Raw genomic sequence first — 20,958 nt, forward strand, 5'->3', positions numbered from 1 at the left:
GTGCGGCGGACCGGTCCCGGTTCCGGCAGACTTTGCGGGAAGCGGTCACGATTCGGAGTCGGAGGACACACGTGCGCGTCACCAAGTACACCCATTCCTGTCTGCGGGTCGAGGGCGCCGGGGTGCTGGTCGCCGACCCGGGCGCGTTCAGCGAGCGGGCGGCGCTGGCCGGTGCCGACGCGGTGCTGATCACCCATGAGCACTTCGACCACCTGGACCCGGACGCGCTCGCCGACGCCGTCGCCCAGCGACCCGGTCTGCGCGTGTACGCCCACCCGGACGTGCTCGACAAACTCACGGCGTTCAGCGACGTGGTCACGGCCGTGGAGCCCGGCACCGTGTTCGAGGCCGCGGGTTACACCGTGCGCGCGTACGGCGGGGAGCACGCGATCATCCACCCGGACATCCCGCGGGTGGCGAACCTGGGCTTCCTGATCTCGGACGGCAGCACCAACATCTACACGCCCGGCGACTCGTTCACCGTGCCCGACGAGGCGGTGGAGACGCTGTTCGTGCCGTTGAACGCGCCGTGGATGAAGCTCAGCGAGGCGATCGGCTTCGTCCGGGAGGTCAAGCCCGGCCGGGCGTTCGCGCTGCACGACGCGCTGCTGACCGAGACCGGGGCCGGCGTCTCGAACGGTCACCTGGAGCGGCTCGGCGGGACGACGTACGCGCAGGTCGCCCCCGGCACCACCATCGCGTGACGGCGGACGGCACCGACGAGCTGATCCGGCGGTTGTACGAATCCCCGCCGGACGGCTTCGTCGCGGGCCGCACCGCCGCGGTGGCCGCCGCGAAGCAGGCCGGCGACCCGGACACCGCCAAGCGCCTCGCCGCGCTGCGCAAACCGACGGTGGCGGCCTGGCTGGTCAACCTGCTGGCGTTGCGCCGCCCGGAGCTGATCGACGACCTGGTCGAGCTCTCCACCGCGCTGCGGGAGGCCCAGCGCGGGCTCCGGGGCGACCAGTTGCGCGAGCTGTCCACCCAGCGGCGGCAGGTGGTGTCCGCGCTGGTCGCCGCCGCCCAGCGGTTGGCGGTCGAGGAGGATCCGGCGTTGCGGCGGGTGAAGCTGCCGATGGCCGAGGTGGAGTCCACGCTCACCGCGGCGATGGCCGAGCCGGAGGTCGCCGAGCAGGTCCGCTCCGGGCGCCTGGTGAAGGCCACGACGTACGCCGGTTTCGGTGAGGTGCCGCGCCCCCGCCTGCGTCTGGTCACCTCGGCCGAGCCGGCCGCCGACGCCGAGGTTCCGGCTTCGCCGGCCGAGTCGCGCCGGCAGCGGGCGCAGGAGAAGGAACGGGCGGCGCGCCGGCGCGAACTCGAACGGGAACTGGCCACGGCCCACCGCGCCGAGGAGAAAACGCGAAAGGCGCTGGAACGGGCGGAGAGCGCCGAACGTGACGCAGGACACTCCATCGATGAGATCGAGGAGCGGCTCGCCGAGCTGGAACGGCAGCGGATCTTGGCGCAGGCCGAGGTGTCACGGCGCAAGCTGGATCGACGCACCGCCGAACGCGACGCGTCGGCGGCCCGGCGGCACGTGGGCGACGTGGAGGCGGCCATCGAGGACCTTGACGCCGGGGAGCCGAGCTAGTCGGCGGTTTTCCAGATCCGTCCGGGGAGAGCAGAATCGGGCGGTGACTCCCGAACAGGCGGCCGCCAACGCCCGGCCGGGACTCGCGTCCCTCGTCGGGGCGTTCGCCGAGTCCCCACAGACGCTGCGCCGCGCCCGCGTGCTGGGGCTGTCCGGGTGGGCCTACCACGTGTCCGCGCGGGCCGGGGCGCTCGGCGACGTCCGCCCCGAGACGGTGGCGGCGACCATCGGCTTCATCGCCCCGGAGGCGGTGACCGACGGCTGGGAGGCCGCGGCCAAGACCACCCCGCCGCTCGAGGTGGCCACGTGGCACCTGCGCGAGCTGTGCCGCTGGGGCGTCGACGAGCTCGGCGGCTTCCCCCGGCTCAGCCGTCTGCTGGAGCTGTCCAAGCGGGTGGTGTCCGCCGTGGACGGCGCCGCGCTGCCGCTGTTCGTCGCGTGGCGGGCCATGCCGGTCGCCGACGCCGATCCCGGTGCGCAGGCCGCGGTCATGCTGCACCTGCTGCAGGAACACCGCCTCGGCGTGCACGTCGTCGCGGTCCGGGCCAGCGGCCTCACCCCGCTGCAGGCCATCATCGCCGGCCCCGAGGGCGAGACCGGGGCGGTCGCGTTCGGCTGGCAGCCGCCGTACCCGCCGGCCGGGCCGATCGTGCGGCGTCTCATGTGGGCGGAATCCATCGCCGACTCGCTCGCCGGGCAGGCCTACGCGGCGCTCAACCGCACCGAGCGCATCGAGCTGATCGGGCTGCTGGAAAGTCTGTCGCACCGTTTCAGCCGATGAGGCACCCTGGTCCGGTGACCGCGCTCCCGGACGGGTGGACGACCCGCCGCCCCACACTCGACGACCTTCCCGAGCTCCTCGCGCTGGCCCGGGCCAGCGACATCGCCGCCATGGGCGAGTCGGACTTCACCGCCGAGGAGATCCGCGAGACCCTGACCACGCCGGGCACCGACCTGGCCCGGGATTGCTGGCTGACGCTGGACCCGGCCGGGGCGATCACCGGCTGGGGGTTCCTCAGCAACCTCGACCGCGGTGACCACGACCGCCTCGAGGTCTTCGTCCTGCCCGGGCGGGGGGAGCCGGCGATGCGGCCGCTGCTCGAGGTGCTGCAGGCCCGCGCGCTGGAACGGGCCGCCGAGTTCGGGCAGCCCGCGTACGCCGTGCAGGCCGCCGCGATCCCGGCCGAGAAGGCCTGGATCGACATCCTCGCGGAGGACGGGTTCACGTTCTTCAAGCAGCACGCCCGCATGACCATGTCCCTCGACGGTGTGCCGGCCACCCCGCCGGAACCGCCCGCGGGCGTCACCCTGCGCACCGTGCGACCGGACGACGTGGCCGAGATGCGCCGCTTCCACGCGACCGTCCTCGAGGCGTTCCGGGACACCACCCACCAGCCCCGGGGCTACGAGGCGTGGCTCGAACGCCTGGCCGGCGAGGCGCACGTCTCGTACGACGAGTGGTTCGTGGCCCTCGTCGACGGCGAATGGGCCGGTGCGCTGGAATCCTCCGATTTCGGTGCCGCCAACGGTATCGGCTGGGTGCGGCTGCTGGGAGTGCTCCCGGCGTACCGGCGAAGGGGTGTGGGTGAAGCTCTGCTGCGCCGGGCGTTCGCGACCTATGCCGGAAAGGGCCGCACCGAGGTGGGGTTGGGCGTTGACATGGCGAACCCCACCCGGGCCGCCCGGCTCTATCTGTCCGTCGGTATGACCCCCAAGTTCGAGGCGAACGTCTACCGCAAGCAGCTGCTCACGGCGTGAGGTCGATCGAGGCCCGTAACGATGCTGGTCGCGAACGCCACGTCCGGCCCGGCGGTGATCTCGAGCGCGGTCACCTCCCGGCTCGGCGCCCGCTCGAACGTGGCCATCCAGTGCTCGAGCGGCTCCGGGTCCTGGACGCTCGCCGGCTGCCGCAGCGGTGGGGCGAGCGTGAACTGCACCGCCTCGTCCGCGTAATACCGCAGAATGTCCTTGGCCTGCCCGGTCGCCATTGCGGCGGCCCGGCTCTCGATGACCTCGCGGATCTCCTGCACGTCCATCTCGGGCTCCTCCCGGTTGCTTTCCGTGGGTACGTCGAAGCCGGTCGCGCGGTTTCGACGTACCCCGTGAAGATTCCGCCCCGAGCCGAGGAGAAACCGATGAAATACCTGATCCTCATCCAGTCGAACGAGAAGTCGCTCGCGGTCTGGGAGACGCTGAGCCGGCAGCAGCGCCTCGACTTCGGCAAGGGGCACCGGGCGCTGAGCGCGGAGATGGCGGAGGCCGGGGTGCTCGCCGCGAGCGAGGGGCTGGCCGATCCGGCGCTGGCGAGCCGGGTGTTCGTCCGCGACGGTGAGACGATCGTGTCGGACGGCCCGTTCGCCGAGGCCAAGGAGCACCTGGCCGGGTTCTACCTGATCGACGTGGACTCGGCGCAGGAGGCGTTCGCCTGGGCCGCCAAGGTGCCGGACGCGGCCACCATCGGGGTGGAGGTGCGCCCGGTGCTGGACATGAGCGGGTGGGACTTCTGAGCGTCCCGGGGTTCGAGCAGACGCTGCGCGCGGCGGTGCCGCAGGTCCTGGGCGCGGTGGTGCGCCGCTACGGCGACTTCGACCGGTGCGAGGACGCGGTCCAGGAGGCGCTGCTCGCCGCGGCGCGACAATGGCCGGCCGAGGGTGTGCCGGCCGATCCGAAGGCCTGGCTGATCACGGTGGCCGCCCGCCGGCGGGTCGAGGACCTGCGCAGCGAGACCGCGCGGCGCCGGCGGGAGGAGACGGTGGCCACGGCACTCCCGGAGCCGGGCCCGGTCCCGTCGGTGGACGACTCGCTGAGCCTGCTCTTCCTCTGCTGCCATCCGGCCCTGAGCCCGTCGTCGCAGGTCGCGCTGACGCTGCGGGCGGTCGGCGGGCTCAGCACGGCCGAGATCGCCCGGGCGTTGCTGGTGCCGGAGCCGACGGTCGGCCAGCGGATCAGCCGGGCCAAGCAGCGGATCCGGGCGGCCGGGGCCCGGTTCACCACGGCCGGCCGGCTGGACGAGGTGCTCGGCGTGCTCTACCTGATCTTCAACGAGGGGTACACGGCGAGTTCCGGGCCGGCCCTGCACCGCGTCGAACTCTCCACCGAGGCGATCCGCCTGACCCGTCAGCTGCCGGTCGAGGGGGAGGTCGCCGGGCTGCTCGCGCTGATGCTGCTCACCGATGCCCGCCGGCCCGCTCGGACCCGGCCGGACGGGGGGCTCGTACCCCTGGCCGAGCAGGACCGGAGCCGATGGGACCGGGCCTTGATCGCCGAGGGCGTGGAGCTGATCACCGCCACCCTGGCGACCGCGGTGATCGGTCCCTACCAGGTCCAGGCCGCGATCGCGGCACTGCACGCCGAGGCGCCGGCCGCCGCGGACACCGACTGGCCACAGATCCTGCGCCTGTACGACCTGCTAGCCGCGCTGACCCCGGGCCCGATGGTGACGCTGAACCGGACCGTCGCGCTGGCGATGGTCGAGGGACCGGGGGCCGGTCTGGCCGAGCTCGGCGACCCGGCGCCGGACGAGCACCATCGGGTCACCGCCGTACGCGCCCACCTGCTCGAGATGGCCGGCCGGGCGGACGCGGCCCGGGCGCAGTACAGCGCGGCGGCCGAGCGGACGCTCAGCGTGCCGGAGAAGCTGTACCTGCGCGACCGGGCGTCAGACCTCGGGCGCGGCGGTGTGGGTGGGCCGGGAGCGTAGGCCGTGGACGTAGTCGTCCGGGGCGCCGGCCTTCTCGGCCGCGTTGGCGATCTCGGAGAGATACCACGCCGTCGGCATGCCGCCCTCGTAGCCGTGGAATACGTAGACCCAGGCGCTCAGATCGCCTTCCAGGGTCGACACCCGCACGGTGACCTTCTGGTACGCCCCCGCGGTCACGCCCTCGACCTCGTCGAGCTGAGCGGCGTCCCAGGGGTGGACGTCGTAGAGCGAGACGAAGACCCGGTCACCGGGGGACTCCACGATCGTGGTGACCGCGCCCTCCCGGCCCATGTCGCTCTCGCCGGCGAATGTCAGGCGCCAGCCTTCCACCCAGCCCACGCCTACCATCGGTGAATGCGGACAATAAGCACGCATTCGGGCGGGATCCAGGTTCGAGCCGTACGCCGCGTAATGACCCACGGCGATGACGATAGCCCGCTGAAGCGGTGAGGGAGAATACGGAGTGAGCGTGTCGGCATTGTTCCGGCCGCAAAGAGCGAACTAGCAGTGGAGGTTTGAACTCGTGAGCCGGATCGTGATCATCGGCGGTGGGCCGGGTGGGTACGAGGCGGCCCTCGTCGCCGCGCAACTCGACGCGGACGTGACCCTCGTCGAGGCCGACGGCCCCGGCGGCGCGTGCGTGCTGTTCGACTGCGTGCCGTCGAAGACGTTCATCGCCAGCTCGGAGGTGGTCACCGGATACCGGCACAACGAGCGTTTCGGGATCCGGTCGGCCGGGCTCGACGCGGTGACGATCGACGCAAAGGCGGTCAACGAGCGGGTCAAGAGCCTCGCCCTGGCCCAGTCGGCCGACATCCAGGCCAAGCTCGTCAAGTCGGGCGTGAACGTGGTGCACGGCCACGCGATGCTCGGCGAGGACACCCTCGGCCACACCCACCGCGTGCTGATCACCCCGCACGGCGGCGACATGTACGAACTCGACGCCGACACCGTGCTGCTGGCCACCGGCGCCACCCCGCGGGTGCTGGCCACCGCGGTCCCGGACGGCGAGCGCATCCTCGACTGGCGCCAGGTGTACGACCTCGCCGAGCTGCCCGAACACCTCATCGTCATCGGCTCCGGCGTGACCGGCGCGGAGTTCGCCAGCGCGTACCTCGCGATGGGTGTGGAGGTGACGCTGGTCTCCAGCCGTGAGCGGGTCATGCCGCACGAGGACGCCGACGCCGCCATGGCCATCGAGCGGGTGTTCCGCGACCGGGGCATGACGATCCTCAACCAGTCCCGCGCCGAGACCGTGGTGAACACCGGCTCCGAGGTCGTGGTGACGCTGGCCGACGGCCGGGTGGTGACCGGCTCGCACGCCCTGATGGCGGTCGGCGCGGTCCCCAACACGGCCGGTCTGGGCCTGCGGGAGTACGGCGTGGATGTCGCCCCGGGCGGCTACATCACGGTCGACCGGGTGTCGCGGACCAACGTGCCCGGCGTGTACGCGGCCGGCGACTGCACCGGCGTGCTGCCGCTGGCCAGCGTCGCGGCGATGCAGGGCCGGATCGCGGTCTGGCACGCGATGGGCGAGGCGGTCGCGCCGCTGCGCCTGCGCACGGTGTCGGCGAACGTGTTCACCGACCCGGAACTGGCCACCGTCGGGGTCTCCCAGAACGACGTCGACCAGGGCAAGGTGCCGGCGCGTCAGGTGATGCTGCCGCTGACCGGCAACGCCCGGGCCAAGATGGCCGGGCTGCGCGACGGTTTCGTCAAGCTGTTCTGCCGCCCGGCCACCGGCCAGATCGTCGGCGGCGTGGTGGTGGCGCCGAAGGCGAGCGAGCTGATCCTGCCGATCACGATGGCGATCGAGAACAACCTGACCGTGGACCAGCTGGCCCACACGATCACGATCTACCCGTCGCTGTCCGGCTCCATCGCCGAGGCCGCCCGGCAGCTGATGCAGCACGACGTGCAGTGATCAGGTCCGTCTGGGCACCGGAGGGGCGTCGGGGACTTCCTCGGCGCTCTCCTCGGTGTTCTTGCGGCCGCCGAACAGGGCGAGGATCCAGCCGGCCGTACCGAAGATGATCGCCGCGGTGGCCGCGATGGCGAACAGGCGCCAGGCCGACTGGGTGATCGCGGTGCCCCCGACGTGACCGACCAGGCCGCCGTAGCTCGCCCAGGCGAGCGCGGCGCCCCCGTCGTACAGGATGAAGAGTTTGATCGGGTATCCGCTGCGCCCGGCGTGGTAGCCGCCCGCCATCCGGCCCCCGGGGACGAAGCGGCACAGCAGCAGCACCAGCGGGCCGGGTTTGCGCAGGCCACGGGTGAATCGCTCGGCGGCCTTCTTGGTCTTGGAGCGCTCCTTGACCGCGGCGGGGCCGTCCGGTTTGCTCACGAAACGGCGGCGCAGCGCGGTCATCCGGTCACTGAACCAGTGGCCGCCGGCCTGGCCCGCGGTGCGTCCCAGCACGTACGCGATGCAGTCGCCGGTGAACATGCCGAGCGCGCCGACCGTTATCACCAGCGGGAGGTTGAGATTGCCGTAGACGGTGAGCGCGCCCGATGTGATCATGATGGCCTGGATCGGGACGACCGGTATCATGGCGTCGACCGCGAGGAAGCCGAAGACGGCAAGGTACGCCCATGCCGGTGTTGCCATGACGGTCAACAGTTCGGTCATCGGGTCGGCCACCTGACAGCTCTTGGGTATGGGACGGGATCCAGGTTCCCTGGGATTGTTCGCGAGCGCACCTGAGAATTGGCTGAGTCCAGCATGCGCCTCACCACGCCCTCGCTGACGGTGATGCCCGACACGGTACGTCCTACTCACGCTCCGTGTGCCCCAAGACTCGCGTGAACCCTTCGCCGTGCTTCTGGTGCGGCACTCTCGCGCGTACCTTGGTAGCAGTCCCGGAACACCGAGTCCCCCGTTCCCGGTGTTCTGGGTCAGCGGCGCCGGTCCGGCCTGTCCGGCGGATGTGTTGCGCCCGGGCCGTCGGTAGGTCCCGTACCGGCGGCCCGCCCCAGAGGCCACTTCTGTTACCCGTGCGCAATGCGCCACCCCTAGGGTCAGGCCATGGCGGATCTTTTTGAGGAGTACCGCCTCGGCCCCGGCTGGGACGAGATGTTCGCGGAGCACGGCCTGCCCCGGGAGAGCTACGCGGCGCTGCATGCCACGCTGCAGCCGCTGTCGAGCGGTGAGCTGGGCATCCGTGCCGAGGTGCTGGCCCGTGCCTTCCTCAACCAGGGCATCACGTTCGCGCTCAAGGGGGTCGAGCGGCCGTTCCCGCTGGACATCGTGCCGCGGATCATCGCGGCCGCCGAGTGGCGCTCGGTCGAGCTGGGCGTCGCCCAGCGGATCCGCGCCCTGGAAGCTTTCCTGGCCGACGTGTACGGCGCGGGCCAGGTGCTGGCCGACGGCGTGGTGCCGCGACGGATCATCGCGACCAGCGCCCACTTCCTGCGCGCGGCCGCCGGGATCAACCCGCCCAACGGGGTACGCATCCACGTGGCCGGCGTCGACCTGATCCGTGACGAGCAGGGCACGTTCCGGGTGCTGGAGGACAACGTCCGGATCCCGTCCGGGGTCAGCTACGTGATGGAGAACCGCCGGGCCATGGCCCAGGTGCTCCCCGAGGTGTTCTCGGCGACCCGGATCCTGCCGGTCGAGTCGTACCCGGCGATGCTGCTGCGGGCCCTGCGCGCCGCCGCGCCGGTCGGGGTCAGCGAGCCGACCGTGGTGGTGCTCAGCCCCGGCGTCTTCAACTCGGCGTACTTCGAGCACTCGCTGCTGGCCCGGGAGATGGGCGTCGAGCTGGTCGAGGGCCGTGACCTGGTCTGCGTCGGCAACGACGTGGCCATGCGGACCACCGCCGGCGAGCAGCGCGTGGACGTCATCTACCGCCGCATCGACGACGACTTCCTCGACCCGGTGCACTTCCGGGCCGACTCGGTGATCGGCGTCGCCGGGCTGCTCAACGCGGCCCGGGCCGGCCGGGTCACCATCGCCAACGCGGTCGGCAACGGCGTCGCCGACGACAAACTGCTCTACACGTACGTGCCGGACCTCATCCGCTACTACCTGAACGAGGAGCCGGTGCTGCCGAACGTCGACACGTACCGGCTGGACGAGCCGGGCGTGCTCGAGCACGTGCTGCCGCGCCTCGACGAGCTGGTCATCAAGCCGGTCGACGGGGCCGGCGGCGCGGGCATCACGATCGGCTCGCAGGCCACCGACGAGGAGCTCGCCACGGTCCGCGAGACGATCAGCGCCGACCCGCGGGGCTGGATCGCCCAGCGCGAGGTGAAACTGTCGATGGTGCCCACACTGATCGGCAACCGGCTCCGCGGCCGGCACGTCGACCTGCGCCCGTTCGCGGTCAACGACGGCGACAAGATCTGGGTGCTGCCCGGTGGCCTGACCCGGGTCGCGCTGCCCGAGGGCGCCCTGGTCGTCAACTCCAGCCAGGGCGGCGGCTCCAAGGACACCTGGGTGCTGGCCGACGACGACGACACCACCCCGTTCGAGGTGCCGCACCTGCCGGCCGACGCGGCGCCGCTGCCCCCGGCGGCGACCCCGGAACCCGGCCCGGCCGCCGGCGCCGGCGAGTCCCAGCAGCAACAACAGCAGCAGTAAGAGGAGGGGCCCGCTTTGCTCAGCCGGATCGCCGAGTCGCTCTACTGGATCGGCCGCTATGTCGAACGGGCCGAGGACACCGCCCGGATCCTCGACGTCCACCTGCAGCGCATTCTCGCCGACCCCTGGACCGACGAGGACCAGGCCTGCCGGTCGCTGCTCGCGGTCATGGGCCAGTCCATGGCGGAGGAACAGTTCACCTCCGCCCGGGTGATCGGTCTGCTCGGTCTCGACGAGCGCAGCACCGGCTCGGTGGTCGGCGCGCTGTCCGCGGCCCGCGAGAACGCCCGGGGCGCCCGCGAGACGGTGTCGTCGGAGATGTGGGAATGCCTCAACTCCACCTGGCACGGGCTGCCCAACGCCCGCCGCCGGGTCGAGCAGCAGGGCGTGCACGCGTTCTTCCGCTGGGTCCGGGAACGCTGCGCGGTCATGGCGGGCCTCACCGACGCCACGATGAGCCGTGACGAGGGCTGGCTGTTCCTGGTCCTGGGCCGCAGCATCGAACGCGTCGACATGACCGCCCGGCTGCTGCGCACCCACGAACGCGCGGGCGGCAGCATCCCGTCCTGGATGACGCTGCTGCGTTCCAGCGGGGCGTGGGAGACGTTCCTGAGGACGTACCGGGGCTCGCTCGACGACCGGCACGCCGCCGAGTTCCTCCTCCTGGACCGCCTCTTCCCCCGGTCCGTCTTCGCGGCGCTGTCCACCGCGGAGTCCTGCCTCGCCGACCTCGAACCCGACCCGGGCCGGGCCGGCGTGGCGACGGACGCCCAGCGCATCGTCGGCCGGGCCCGTACCAACCTCGAATTCCGCGGCGCGGACGAGATCATCGGCGACCTGTCCGCCGTCCTGTCCAGCCTGGAACGAACATGTTCCCAGGTCAACGACGCCGTCTCGCGCCGCTACTTCCGCCAGACGACAGCCATCAACTGGGTCAAGGGGGCAGCATGACTTCTCCGTTGGTGGATTCCTGGCGGCTCAAGATCCAGCACAAGAGCGGCTTCGACTACGCCGGGCCGGTCCTGTCGTCGTACAACGAGGCCCGGATGTGGCCCCGCAACGAGACCCACCAGGCCGTCCTGGACGCCCGGGTCGAGGTGTGGCCACCCGCGCGGACCTACCGGTACGAGGACTACTGGGGCACCGTCGTCACCGCCTTCGACGTGCACGCCCAGCACGAGGCCCTCACCGTCACGGCCACGTCCACGGTCGAGACGCTGCCGCCCGGCGACCTCATCGAGACCGGCGAGGGCGCTTCCTGGGACGACCTGGCCCGCCCCGAGAGCGTCGACCGCTGGTACGAACTGCTGGTGGGCTCACCTCGTACCCGGATGAACGCCGAACTGACCGCGATCGCCGCCGACATCCGTGCCGCGCACGCCACCCCGCACGCCGCCGCGCTCGCGGTCTGTGAGTTCGTCCGCGGCGAGGTGACCTATCAGCCCGGCTCGACCGGTGTGCAGAGCGACGCCCGGCACGCCTGGGAGCTGCGCAAAGGTGTCTGCCAGGACATCAGTCACCTGACCGTGGGGTTGCTGCGCGCGATGGGGCTGCCGGCCCGGTATGTCTCCGGCTACCTGCACCCGTCGCCGACCGCGGCGATCGGTGACAGCGTCGTCGGCCAGAGCCACGCCTGGGTCGAGTGGTGGGTGGGCCGCTGGACGGCGAACGACCCGACCAACGGCATCCCGGTCGGCGAACGCCACGTCGTGGTCGGGCGCGGCCGTGAGTACGGCGACGTGCCCCCGCTGAAGGGCGTGTACGCCGGACCGGGCGCCACCGGCCAGGACGTCGAGGTGACCATCACCCGGCTCCGCTGAGTCACTCCTCGATGGTGCAGATCGTCGCACCGGCGGTGACGGTGGCACCGGCCTCGACGGACAGGCCGGCGACCGTGCCCGCCCGGTGCGCGAGCAGCGGTTGTTCCATCTTCATCGCCTCGACCACCACCACGACGTCACCCTTGGCCACGGTGTCGCCGTCCGCGACCGCCACCTTGACGATGGTGCCCTGCATCGGTGCGGCCAGCGCCGCGGCACCACCCGTGGCCGCGGCCGCCGCACCTGAGCCGGTGCGGCGGGGCTTTTTCGCGGCGCCGGCTTTCTGGGCGCCTGCTCTCGGGGCGCCGGAGAACATCGTCTGCGGCAGGCTGACCTCGAGACGTTTGCCGCCGACCTCGACGACCACGGTCTCCCGGGCGGTGACCTCGGGCGTCGGGGTCGCGACGGCGGCGAACGGCTCGACACCGCCGGCCCACTCGGTCTCGATCCACCGGGTGTGCACGGTGAACGGCTCCGCGGTGAACGCCGGATCCCGCACGACCAGCCGGTGGAACGGCAAGACGGTCGCCATGCCCTCGATAACCGTCTCGTCGAGCACCCGCCGGGCCCGTTCCAGCGCCTCCGCCCGGGTCGCCCCCGAAACGATGATCTTGGCGAGCATGGAATCGAAGTTGCCGCCGATCACACTGCCCTGCTCGACCCCCGCATCGACCCGCACACCGGGACCACTCGGCCAGGTCAGCGCCGTGACGGTGCCCGGCGCCGGCAGGAAGTTACGGCCCGCGTCCTCACCGTTGATCCGGAACTCGATGGCATGCCCGCGCGGCTGCGGATCCTCGTCGAACGCCAGCTTCTCGCCGGCCGCGATCCGGAACTGCTCGCGTACGAGATCGATCCCGGCGGTTTCCTCACTGACCGGATGCTCGACCTGCAGACGTGTGTTGACCTCGAGGAACGAGATGGTGCCGTCCGGCCCGACGAGATACTCCACGGTGCCGGCGCCGTGATAACCAGCCTCCCGGCAGATCGCCTTCGCGCTCGCGTGGATCCGCTCCCGCTGCTCCACGGTGAGGAAAGGCGCCGGGGCCTCCTCGACCAGCTTCTGGTGCCGCCGCTGCAACGAGCAGTCCCGCGTGCCGACGACGATCACCGAGCCGTGCGTGTCCGCGAGAACCTGAGCCTCGACGTGCCGGGGCCGGTCCAGATAACGCTCCACGAAGCACTCACCCCGGCCGAACGCGGCGATGGCTTCCCGGGTCGCCGACTCGAACAGCGCGGGAATCTCCTCCAGCGTCCGGGCCACCTTCAACCCCCGGCCACCCCCACCGAACGCGGCCTTGATCGCCACCGGCAGCCCGTGCTCCGCGGCGAACGCCACGATCTCCTGCGCGTCCGCGGCGGGCTCGGCCGTGCCGGGAACCAGGGGAGCCCCGGCCCGCTGCGCGATGTGCCGCGCGGTGACCTTGTCACCCAGATCCCGGATCGCCTGCGGCGAAGGACCGATCCACGTCAACCCCGCATCCAGTACGGCCTGAGCGAACTCGGCGTTCTCACTCAGGAACCCGTATCCGGGGTGCACGGCGTCGGCCCCGCTGCGCACAGCGATGTCCAGCACCTTGTCGATCCGCAGATAGGTATCGGCCGCGGTCTCCCCGCCGAGCGCCCACGCCTCATCGGCGAGACGTGAAGAGGGGGCATCACGGTCGCTGTCGGCGTAGACGGCGACACTGGCCAGGCCGGCATCCCTGCAGGCCCGGATGACTCGGACGGCGATCTCGCCGCGGTTGGCGATCAATACCTTCTGCACGGCCTCGAGCCTAGCGTCAGGGACCGACAATCGCCCGCGCTCAAGCGCTGCGGCTGCGGCGGGTCCCCTGAGCCGACCGGCGCTGCAGCATCAGCCCGGCGGCCCCGGCCGTCAGGATCACGAGTACGGCCGGCCCGGCCACCGCCGCGAAGAGCGCGACCACGGCCACCAGCCACAACACCATCGCGGGCTTGCTGTCATGTCGGCGGATCATGCCCGGGCAGTACCCGGTCTACTGCGGCTTGAATCCCTTGTAGATGTTCTGCAGGACGGCCTGCGAAGCGTCCCAGTCCTCCGGCGTCACATACCAGTTGATGCTGAACGCCTTGTTGTCGCTGATCAGCACGTTGCGCTTCACCGCATGCTGCGGGTTGCCGCTGCGCGTGGTGTACAGGAACTCCCAGTCGACCGACTCCTTGAAGTAGTCGACGTCGTCCATCGCGATCCGAGAATAATTCGTGTAAGTCCCGTTGGACCGGGTCCGTTCCTGGTCCTCCCAGTCGGCCCGCAGGTCAGGCTTCGGCTGGTCGGTCTGGGCGATCAGCAGCAACCGGTTGTCCCCGCGGAACTGCATCTCAGACTTGGAACCGGAAACCGACCACCCCTTCGGGATCGGCACGGAGAACCCGTTCCCGTTGTACGTCTTCCACCCGGCGGGCAACTTGAACTCCCCAGCCGCGGCAGGGGAGGAGGAAGCCGGAGCGCTGCTGGCCGGGGCACTGCTGGCCGGAGCGCTGCTTGCTGGCGCCTTCGAGGGCTGCACACTCTGCTGAGGAGCGGCGCCACCCGCGGACTGAGGCGGGTTCGCGGCACTGGTCGCGGGCGGATTCGCTCCGGTGGCCTGGTCCTTGTCATCGCCACCGAACAGCCGAGGAACCACCAGAATCAACAGCAGCACCAGCACGATCAAGATGCCGGCACCGATGGCGGTCTGCCGCTGAGTGAGCGTGACACCAAAAATCGTGACACCCCGCCGCCCAGCGGTGGGAGGCCGCATCGTCATCGGCTGCCACGCCGGCCGGTTCGGAGCCCCCGAAACCGGAGCGCCGGAAATCGGAGCACCGGAAATCGGAGCGTTCGCCGTCGCCGTCGCCGGGGTGCGATTGGTAGGGAGCGGCAGAACCCGGGTACGCGAACTCTCCGGCTGCCCCCCGCTCTTGCCCCGTTTAGCCTTGGCCGGAGCAATGACGGTGTCCGCAGCCGGTTCGGGGTCGCCGTCCTTCCCAGCAGCCTCCATGACCCCAGCCTCGGCGTCGGCCGAATCAGACTCCGCCGGAACCGTGGTTTCAGCCACGTTCTCAGCCCCACCGGACACGGTCTCCGCTGCCGGCGCCGCACTCTCAGCCGTAGCTGTCTTGCTTGTTGCGTCCCCAGCCGTCTCAGCCTCAGCCGTCCCAGCCTCAGCCGTCGGCGTCGCGGTCTCCGTTGCCGGCGTCGTCGCCTCGGGCTCGCCCGCCGGTGCCGTGGCATCGGCCTTCACCGCCGGTGCCCCGGCCAATGGCGCTGCGGCCTCGGTTTCCGCCGCCGGTGTCGTGGTCTCGGCCCCGACAGCCGGGGCCACGGACTCGGCCGCTGCCTCCGTCGCCGTGGTGTCGGCCACTATCTCCGGCGTCGCGGTCTCGGTCTTCACCGCCGGCGTCGCTTCCGCCGGCCCAGTTGTCGCCGGCCCAGTTGTCGCCGGCCCAGTTGTCGCCGGCCCAGTTGTCGACGGCGCGGTCGCAGTGTGCGCCGCCTCGACATCGACCGCCAGCTCGACTTCGACCGCCGGCTCCGCGGTTCCGACTGCCGGCGTCGCGGCCTCGATCGCCGGAGCGGTGGCCTGCGGCTCGTCGTCCGCTGTCTCGGCCTTCACCGCTGCGGACCGGGACCCAGCCGCCTCGGCCTCGAGCTCGCCGGCCGCGTCCGCTGTCTCCGCAGCCTTCTCGGCCGGAATCTGATCGGCTGCAGTGTTCTGGGCCGCGGTCTCGGCCTCAGCCGCCTGGGCCTCAGCCGCCTGGGCCTTGTCTGCCTGGGCCTTGTCTGCCGGGGTCTCGTCCGCCGGGGCTGTTGGCTTGGCGTCGGTCGCGGAGGTCTTCGCCTTCGGCCAGGCCGCCGGAGTGGCGGGCTTGGGCCTGGGCGTCGGCGGCGCGGCGGGCTCCGGGTCAGCGGACGCCGGGACGACAGGCGCCGAGGCCGCTGCTTCCTGCGCTGCCTTCTGCGCCGCTTCCTGCGCCGGTGCCTGCGCTGCCTCCTGCGCCGGTGCCTGCGCCGGTGCCTGCGGCGTCGACGTCCGCTCGGCGGGTGCCTGCGGCGTCAACGTCTGCTGGACCGACGCTTGCGGCGCCGACTTCTGTTGCGCGGGCGCCGGCGGCGCCGACTTCTGCTTGCTGGGTGCCTGCGGCGCCGGCTTCTGCTGGACCGGGGGCTGCTGGACCGGGGGCTGCTGGACCGGGGGCTGCTGGACCGGGGGCTGCTGGACCGGGGGCTGCTGGACCGGGGGCTGCTGGGCTGCTGGTCGTTTGCGGGCTGCCGCGACCTCCGCCGCCGTGAACGAACCCATGGCGGAGCCCGACCCGCGCATTGTCGCGTCGAGGTGGGAGCCGCGGCCCGGTGCGGGCTCGGGGTCGGACGGCGGGCGCTTCGCTGCGGGCGTACCTGTCGGATTTTTGACCGCTGGGGAATCCACCCGGGTCGCGTCCAACGGGGTTTTGGGGTGATCGAGGCGGGTCGGCTGATCCGCTGCCGGCGTCGGCGTGCGGCCCACCGTGGCCTTACCCGGCGCGAAGACCGGGCGGCCCTGCTGCTGGTCGGCGGGCGGGGTGGCCTGCGAACGACTCGGCGGCGGCGCGGAGGCCCGGCCTGACGTGGTGCCTCGACCAGGTGTGACCGGAGGGGTGCTCGGAGTGACGGGAGGGCGCGGACCGGGGACGACCGGTGCGCTCGCCGACACGCCCGGGACAACCGGCGGACGCTCGCGACCGACGCCGGGGCGGCGCATGGTCGGGCTCATCGGGAAACTCAGCTTCGAACGGCGGCCCGCGGCGCGCAGCAACAGCCGCTCGGACTCCTCGGCGTTTATCCGGTGCGCGGGATCTTTGCGCAACAGGCCGTTGAGGACCGGCTTGAGCGCCCCGGCGTTCCGGGCCGGCGGAGGATTCTCGGTGGCCAGAGCGGCGAGCGTCGCGATCGCCGACGGCCGGGCGAACGGCGACGCCCCCTCGACCGCGGCATACAACGTCGCGCCGAGCGACCAAAGATCAGCGCCTGGTCCGGCTGTGCCGTCTCGCGCACGCTCCGGAGCAATGTACGCGGGGGAGCCCAGCACCAGCCCCGTACGGGTGACGTTGGGGTCACCGGGGACCGTGGCGAGCCCGAAGTCGGTGAGCACGACCCGCCCGTCCTCGCCGATCAGCACGTTGCCCGGCTTGACGTCACGGTGCACGACGCCGGCGCGATGTGCGGCGCGCAGGGCACCGAGCACGCCCAGGCCGATCTCCGCCGCGCGGACCGGGTTGAACGGCCCGTCCTGCGCGAGGATGTCCTGCAGCGAACGCGACGGGACGTACTCCATGACGATCCACGGGTCGGCATCCGTCCGCAGCACGTCGAAGACGCGCACCACGTTGACATTGTTGAGCCGGGCGATCGCGCGGGCCTCGCGAAGCGACCGCTCCCGCATCTCCTGGCGCTCATCAGGAGTCAGGCCGGGAGGAGGAACAAGTTCCTTGATCGCGACATCACGGTGCAGGACGACATCGGTCGCCCGCCAGACACGACCCATCCCGCCCTGACCGAGCGGCGCGACGAGCCGGTAACGGTCAGCGACTACGAGCGGAGGGGAAGTAGACATCACGCAGAAAATACCCGGTCTTGTCGAGCGGCAGCGAATCGATCAGCGGAGTGTGGGTTCCGTGTCACCGCGTAGCGGCCGCAAGACCGTACGCTTGATCAATGGACGAGGAAGCCCTGGTCAGCGTGGTGCATGGCAATCCATCGACAGAAGAGCTGGCTGCCCTGGTCGTGGCCCTGACCAGCCTATCTGTGAACAAAGATTCACGTCCGTCAGGGTCCGCACCACCAATGTGGACCAGATCCGGACGCCCACCCCACCCCGCCGCAACCTGGCGCGAATCGGGCTTGCCCAGCTGAGCCCCCATCCCCGATAGACCGGTCTCGGTGCGGTCTCAGCTGTCCAAACGCTGGATACGGGGTCGAAACTTGCAGGCCGGACCGTCTACCCTCAAACGAGATTGCGACGCTCGGGGGAGGGCATCCAGTGTTACCTGAGGAGGACCGCGGGCCAGCTTGGCTCAGCGACTACGGTGCTATCGAGGCCGACATCCAGGCGATGGAAGACTTCGCCAAGGGCCTGGCTTCCGAGGTGTCGAAGGGTTACGACCCGCACTTCCAAAAGGTCGAAGCGGCGATGAAGATCCAGCTGCCGCTGGGAGACCCTCGCTTCAAGGAGCTGGTGAGCTTCATGGAGCAGCACCACCGAGTGCAGACCCAGACGTTCGACAACGCCTACTACTTCGCGCCCGGCACAACCCAGGCCGCGCTGGCGGCGGGTGAGATCGGTAAGGCCTACCAGGGCTCGGACGCTTTCACTCATGCGAACTTGCAGGACGTCGACAAGGCGTTCGAGCAGGTCGCCTACGCGCCGTCTGAGCTCAGTGACGTTCCTGGCAGCAGTGCCGGCACCCCTGCAACCGACGGCGGAGGGCAGCTCTGATGTTGGACGCGGGTGGCGGTGGCGGTTACGCCGGAACCAACTGGGGCGACGTGGATGTCAAGTACATGTGGTCCATCTTGGAAAACCAGAACACATCACCACACTTTGACGTAGTCGGAGGGTGGACCTACACCTCCGATCTGGTCAACGAACATCTTTCCCGGGTAACGGCGTACCGGAACAACCTGGCGGACGTCTGGCCTCCTTCCAAGAGTGAGGCCTCCGCGGCATATATCGCTCGGATCGATGAGCTCATCACGCACCTCGAAGGCACGAGGGACGCGGCGGATGCCAACTATGCGGCGTTCTCCATGGTGGCAGTCACGATGACGACCGCCCGGAACAAGCTCGAACCGCTGATCCGGCAGTACGAGGCGAACGAGAAGCTGAACCTGACCTGGGCAAACGAAAAGGCTGCAGCTGACGCCAAGGCGAAGGCGGCAACCGTGTCGCCCTCGTCCACGCCCACGCCGTCCCCTTCGCCCTCGCCTTCTCCCGTGGCGCCGGTCGCCCCGGTATCAGCGGCGCAGCAGGAAGATCTGAACCGTCAGGCACGGCTGGTCATGTTCGACCTGAGCAGCACCATCGTCGACAACCACTCGGCGCTGAAGGCGCCGACGCCGTACATTCCGGCCATAGGTGAGGGCGAGACCACCAAACCTAAGCGGACCGGCACGGATAACGGTGGTATCGGGGTGCCTCCGGTAATTCCTCCGCCCACAGCGGGCTCGGGAGGAACACCGACGCGCACCGCGAACCCAGCGAATCCCAACGTGACGCCGGTATCGCCGCCAGCAAACATTCCAGTCGGCGCCAATCCCATCCTGCCGCCTACCGGCACCAGCCCGGTCGTTCCGCCGTCGGGCACGAATCCGATCGGTGGGGCGCCTGGCGGTCCGGTGCTCGGAGGTGTCAGCCCCACTCCGGTACTCAACCCACCCTCCACGATCGCGCCCATTCCCACTCCATTGCCCACGACGGGGACCCTGCCCGGGACGCCGATCGGAGGCATGCCTGGACTGGTCACTCCTGGCTTGGTTCCCACTGGGCTGGGTGGCGGAGGACTACCGACTGGCGGGCTGGGGAAGCCCGGAACGGTTTCCACGCGGATGGCCATGCCTTCCGGAGGCGTCATCGGCGCGACTCCCGGCAGTGGCGCCATCGGCCAGGTTCCGGGCGCTGGAAGTGGTGGATCGCGCTTTGGCGGTGCGGGACGGGTCAATCCGGTCGGTGGTGTCATCGGCCAGCAAGGCTCGATGCCCGGAAGCGGAGCTGGTGGGCGTGCCGGGACGGGTGCTGGCGGAGTGCACGGCTCAGCTGGTGGCGCGGGCCGGCAGGCTGGTGGTGCTCGTCAGGGCGTGGCTGGACAGGCGGGGCGTTCGGCGTCCGGAGCTCACTCGATGGGTCAGCCGGGACGGTCTGGGTCCGGAGGGCAGCAGATGATGGGTCAGCCGGGGCGCTCGGGACGACGGCAGGACGGGCACGAGGAAACCAGTCACTGGGATCCCGACAATCCGTGGGCCACAGACGAGGGTGTCGATCCGGTGCTGATGCCACCCGCTGACTCCGGGCCGATCGACCCGGGCCCGGCCATTGGCTATTACCGGTGACCCGAAAGTTCACTGCTGTACTGGCAGCGGTGCTGGCTTGTGCCGGCACCGCTGTTTTCGGTGGGCCGGCCTATGCCGATGAGATCCGGGACCAGCAATGGCACCTGGAGTATCTGAAAGTGGCCGAGGCGCAGAAGGTCAGTACAGGTAAGGGTGTCACCGTCGCGGTGATCGACAGCGGTGTGAGTGATCACCCGGATCTGTCGGGCAGCGTTCTGGAGGGAGCCGACTTCTTTGAGAAGGGTGGTGATGGCCGGATCGATAAGAGTGGCCACGGAACCGCAGTGGCCGGCCTCATTGCTGCGCATGGCAAGAACGGTGATGGGGCGCTTGGGATCGCGCCCGAAGCAAAAATTCTTCCCATTAGGGTGCTGGGTGCGAAAGGCTCTATCGATAATCGTTCGCCAGATAGTGAGAAACTGGGAAAAGATGTCGCACTCGCCCTTGACTACGCAGTGAAGCACGGCGCTAAAGTCATTAACGTATCCCTAAGCGTCAGGCAGACGGGCGCTCTTACCACGGCGCTCAGCGCAGCTGCTGCAGCAGACGTAGTCGTGGTCGCTGCGGCCGGTAACCGGCCTCGTGATTTCGCGATCATCGCGCCGGCATTCTCGTCAGATGCCATGGCGGTGGGAGCTATCGGCCGGTCCGGATCGATTGCTGATGTCACTGTCACCGGTGCCGCGATGGACATTTCAGCGCCGGGTGAGGAAATGACGGTCCTTGGAAAGGACGGGCGCTACGAGTCGGATATCCGGGGAACCTCCTTGTCGTCGCCGATCGTGGCCGGTGCCGCGGCTCTTCTGCGGAGTAAGTATCCGGACATGAAGGCGACCGAGGTTGTCGAGCGGCTCGAGTCGACCGCCGTTGATAAGGGTGACCCGGGTGTCGATCCGGTGTATGGCCACGGCGTGATCGATATTGTCGCTGCGCTTAAGGGTGGTCCAGGGGCCGGCGAGCCTTCCTCTGCTCCCGCCACGAGCGCATCCACTTCTGATGCGGCAACGCCCTCGGCGTCGGCCGCGTTGCCTGAAGTTGAGTCTTCGAGCAGTAATGCCGGGCTGATTGTTGGCGGCATTGCGCTGGTGGTGCTGCTTGGCGGGGCTGGGTTGTTCTTTGCGCTGCGGTCACGGTCCCGGCCGGGGTCCTGATCTGGCGTGTGGAATGGTGCAA

General features: G+C 70.3%; 19 protein-coding genes and 1 pseudogene. 14 read left to right on the forward strand and 6 right to left on the reverse strand.

Features of this window, described 5'->3' with window-relative positions; all coding sequences use genetic code 11:
- Positions 1-71: 71 nt before the first annotated feature.
- The 4 genes from ACIA6A_RS11775 to ACIA6A_RS11790 are packed head-to-tail and all read left to right on the forward strand — an operon-like array spanning position 72 to position 3,349.
- Positions 72-704 carry an MBL fold metallo-hydrolase gene (locus ACIA6A_RS11775; protein ID WP_396097462.1) on the forward strand — a complete coding sequence of 211 codons (633 nt, stop codon included), beginning with the start codon at positions 72-74 and terminating at the stop codon, positions 702-704.
- Complete coding sequence (locus ACIA6A_RS11780; protein WP_396097463.1) at positions 701-1,591, forward strand: hypothetical protein; 891 nt, start codon at positions 701-703, stop codon at positions 1,589-1,591. Before ACIA6A_RS11775 ends, ACIA6A_RS11780 begins: the two co-directional genes overlap by 4 nt.
- Positions 1,592-1,634: 43 nt before the next feature.
- Complete coding sequence (locus ACIA6A_RS11785; protein ID WP_396097464.1) at positions 1,635-2,372, forward strand: hypothetical protein; 738 nt, start codon at positions 1,635-1,637, stop codon at positions 2,370-2,372.
- 14 nt (positions 2,373-2,386) lie between these two features.
- The gene (locus ACIA6A_RS11790) at positions 2,387-3,349 is read left to right on the forward strand and encodes a GNAT family N-acetyltransferase (RefSeq protein WP_396097465.1); all 963 of its coding nucleotides are present in this window, start codon (positions 2,387-2,389) and stop codon (positions 3,347-3,349) included.
- On the opposite strand, the gene ACIA6A_RS11795 is transcribed toward ACIA6A_RS11790, so the two are convergent.
- Positions 3,322-3,627: a hypothetical protein gene (locus ACIA6A_RS11795; RefSeq protein WP_396097466.1), complete on the reverse strand. Its 306-nt coding sequence runs from the start codon at positions 3,625-3,627 to the stop codon at positions 3,322-3,324. The genes ACIA6A_RS11790 and ACIA6A_RS11795 overlap by 28 nt on opposite strands.
- A gap of 99 nt (positions 3,628-3,726) precedes the next feature.
- Between ACIA6A_RS11795 and ACIA6A_RS11800 the strand changes: the two genes are divergently transcribed.
- Positions 3,727-4,098 carry a YciI family protein gene (locus tag ACIA6A_RS11800; RefSeq protein WP_396097467.1) on the forward strand — a complete coding sequence of 124 codons (372 nt, stop codon included), beginning with the start codon at positions 3,727-3,729 and terminating at the stop codon, positions 4,096-4,098.
- Positions 4,095-5,291, forward strand: a complete 1,197-nt coding sequence (locus ACIA6A_RS11805; protein WP_396097650.1) for an RNA polymerase sigma factor — start codon at positions 4,095-4,097, stop codon at positions 5,289-5,291. Before ACIA6A_RS11800 ends, ACIA6A_RS11805 begins: the two co-directional genes overlap by 4 nt.
- Here the strand turns inward: ACIA6A_RS11805 and ACIA6A_RS11810 are convergent.
- On the reverse strand, positions 5,250-5,711 hold the full coding sequence (locus ACIA6A_RS11810) for a gamma-glutamylcyclotransferase (protein ID WP_396097468.1): 462 nt from the start codon (positions 5,709-5,711) through the stop codon (positions 5,250-5,252). The genes ACIA6A_RS11805 and ACIA6A_RS11810 overlap by 42 nt on opposite strands.
- A 103-nt stretch (positions 5,712-5,814) precedes the next feature.
- Between ACIA6A_RS11810 and ACIA6A_RS11815 the strand changes: the two genes are divergently transcribed.
- Positions 5,815-7,215, forward strand: coding sequence for an NAD(P)H-quinone dehydrogenase (locus ACIA6A_RS11815; protein WP_396097469.1), 1,401 nt, complete (start codon positions 5,815-5,817; stop codon positions 7,213-7,215).
- On the opposite strand, the gene ACIA6A_RS11820 is transcribed toward ACIA6A_RS11815, so the two are convergent.
- Positions 7,216-7,920 carry a DedA family protein gene (locus ACIA6A_RS11820; protein WP_396097470.1) on the reverse strand — a complete coding sequence of 235 codons (705 nt, stop codon included), beginning with the start codon at positions 7,918-7,920 and terminating at the stop codon, positions 7,216-7,218. It abuts the gene before it with no gap.
- A gap of 396 nt (positions 7,921-8,316) precedes the next feature.
- Between ACIA6A_RS11820 and ACIA6A_RS11825 the strand changes: the two genes are divergently transcribed.
- From ACIA6A_RS11825 to ACIA6A_RS11835, 3 genes are read left to right on the forward strand one after another with little or no spacing between them, the layout of a single operon-like run.
- Complete coding sequence (locus tag ACIA6A_RS11825) at positions 8,317-9,876, forward strand: circularly permuted type 2 ATP-grasp protein (RefSeq protein ID WP_396097471.1); 1,560 nt, start codon at positions 8,317-8,319, stop codon at positions 9,874-9,876.
- Between the two features lie 15 nt (positions 9,877-9,891).
- On the forward strand, positions 9,892-10,827 hold the full coding sequence (locus ACIA6A_RS11830; RefSeq protein ID WP_396097472.1) for an alpha-E domain-containing protein: 936 nt from the start codon (positions 9,892-9,894) through the stop codon (positions 10,825-10,827).
- Complete coding sequence (locus ACIA6A_RS11835) at positions 10,824-11,696, forward strand: transglutaminase domain-containing protein (RefSeq protein WP_396097473.1); 873 nt, start codon at positions 10,824-10,826, stop codon at positions 11,694-11,696. Before ACIA6A_RS11830 ends, ACIA6A_RS11835 begins: the two co-directional genes overlap by 4 nt.
- Before the next feature lies 1 nt (position 11,697).
- On the opposite strand, the gene ACIA6A_RS11840 is transcribed toward ACIA6A_RS11835, so the two are convergent.
- From ACIA6A_RS11840 to ACIA6A_RS11850, 3 genes and pseudogenes are all read right to left on the reverse strand, one after another.
- Positions 11,698-13,464 (reverse strand): biotin carboxylase N-terminal domain-containing protein, encoded by a 1,767-nt coding sequence (locus tag ACIA6A_RS11840; protein ID WP_396097474.1) that lies wholly within the window; start codon positions 13,462-13,464, stop codon positions 11,698-11,700.
- A 40-nt stretch (positions 13,465-13,504) separates the two neighbouring features.
- On the reverse strand, positions 13,505-13,678 hold the full coding sequence (locus ACIA6A_RS11845; protein ID WP_396097475.1) for a hypothetical protein: 174 nt from the start codon (positions 13,676-13,678) through the stop codon (positions 13,505-13,507).
- Between the two features lie 2,340 nt (positions 13,679-16,018).
- Positions 16,019-17,293, reverse strand: a pseudogene (locus ACIA6A_RS11850) (protein kinase); the annotation flags it as partial.
- A 101-nt stretch (positions 17,294-17,394) separates the two neighbouring features.
- On the opposite strand from ACIA6A_RS11850, the gene ACIA6A_RS11855 reads away from it, so the two are divergent.
- The 4 genes from ACIA6A_RS11855 (at position 17,395) to mycP (ending at position 20,936) form a co-directional block, all read left to right on the forward strand.
- The gene (locus tag ACIA6A_RS11855) at positions 17,395-17,592 is read left to right on the forward strand and encodes an acyl-CoA carboxylase subunit epsilon (RefSeq protein ID WP_396097476.1); all 198 of its coding nucleotides are present in this window, start codon (positions 17,395-17,397) and stop codon (positions 17,590-17,592) included.
- A gap of 127 nt (positions 17,593-17,719) precedes the next feature.
- The gene (locus tag ACIA6A_RS11860) at positions 17,720-18,175 is read left to right on the forward strand and encodes a hypothetical protein (protein ID WP_396097477.1); all 456 of its coding nucleotides are present in this window, start codon (positions 17,720-17,722) and stop codon (positions 18,173-18,175) included.
- Positions 18,175-19,785, forward strand: a complete 1,611-nt coding sequence (locus ACIA6A_RS11865) for a hypothetical protein (RefSeq protein WP_396097478.1) — start codon at positions 18,175-18,177, stop codon at positions 19,783-19,785. The genes ACIA6A_RS11860 and ACIA6A_RS11865 overlap by 1 nt, the downstream gene beginning before the upstream one ends.
- A complete protein-coding gene (gene mycP / locus ACIA6A_RS11870; protein WP_396097479.1) occupies positions 19,782-20,936 on the forward strand; it encodes a type VII secretion-associated serine protease mycosin in 1,155 nt (384 codons plus the stop codon). Before ACIA6A_RS11865 ends, mycP begins: the two co-directional genes overlap by 4 nt.
- The last annotated feature ends 22 nt before the right edge of the window (positions 20,937-20,958 follow it).

Origin of the sequence: Actinoplanes sp. NPDC051494, from assembly GCF_044454705.1 — a bacterium.
Classification (GTDB): Bacteria; Actinomycetota; Actinomycetes; order Mycobacteriales; family Micromonosporaceae; genus Actinoplanes.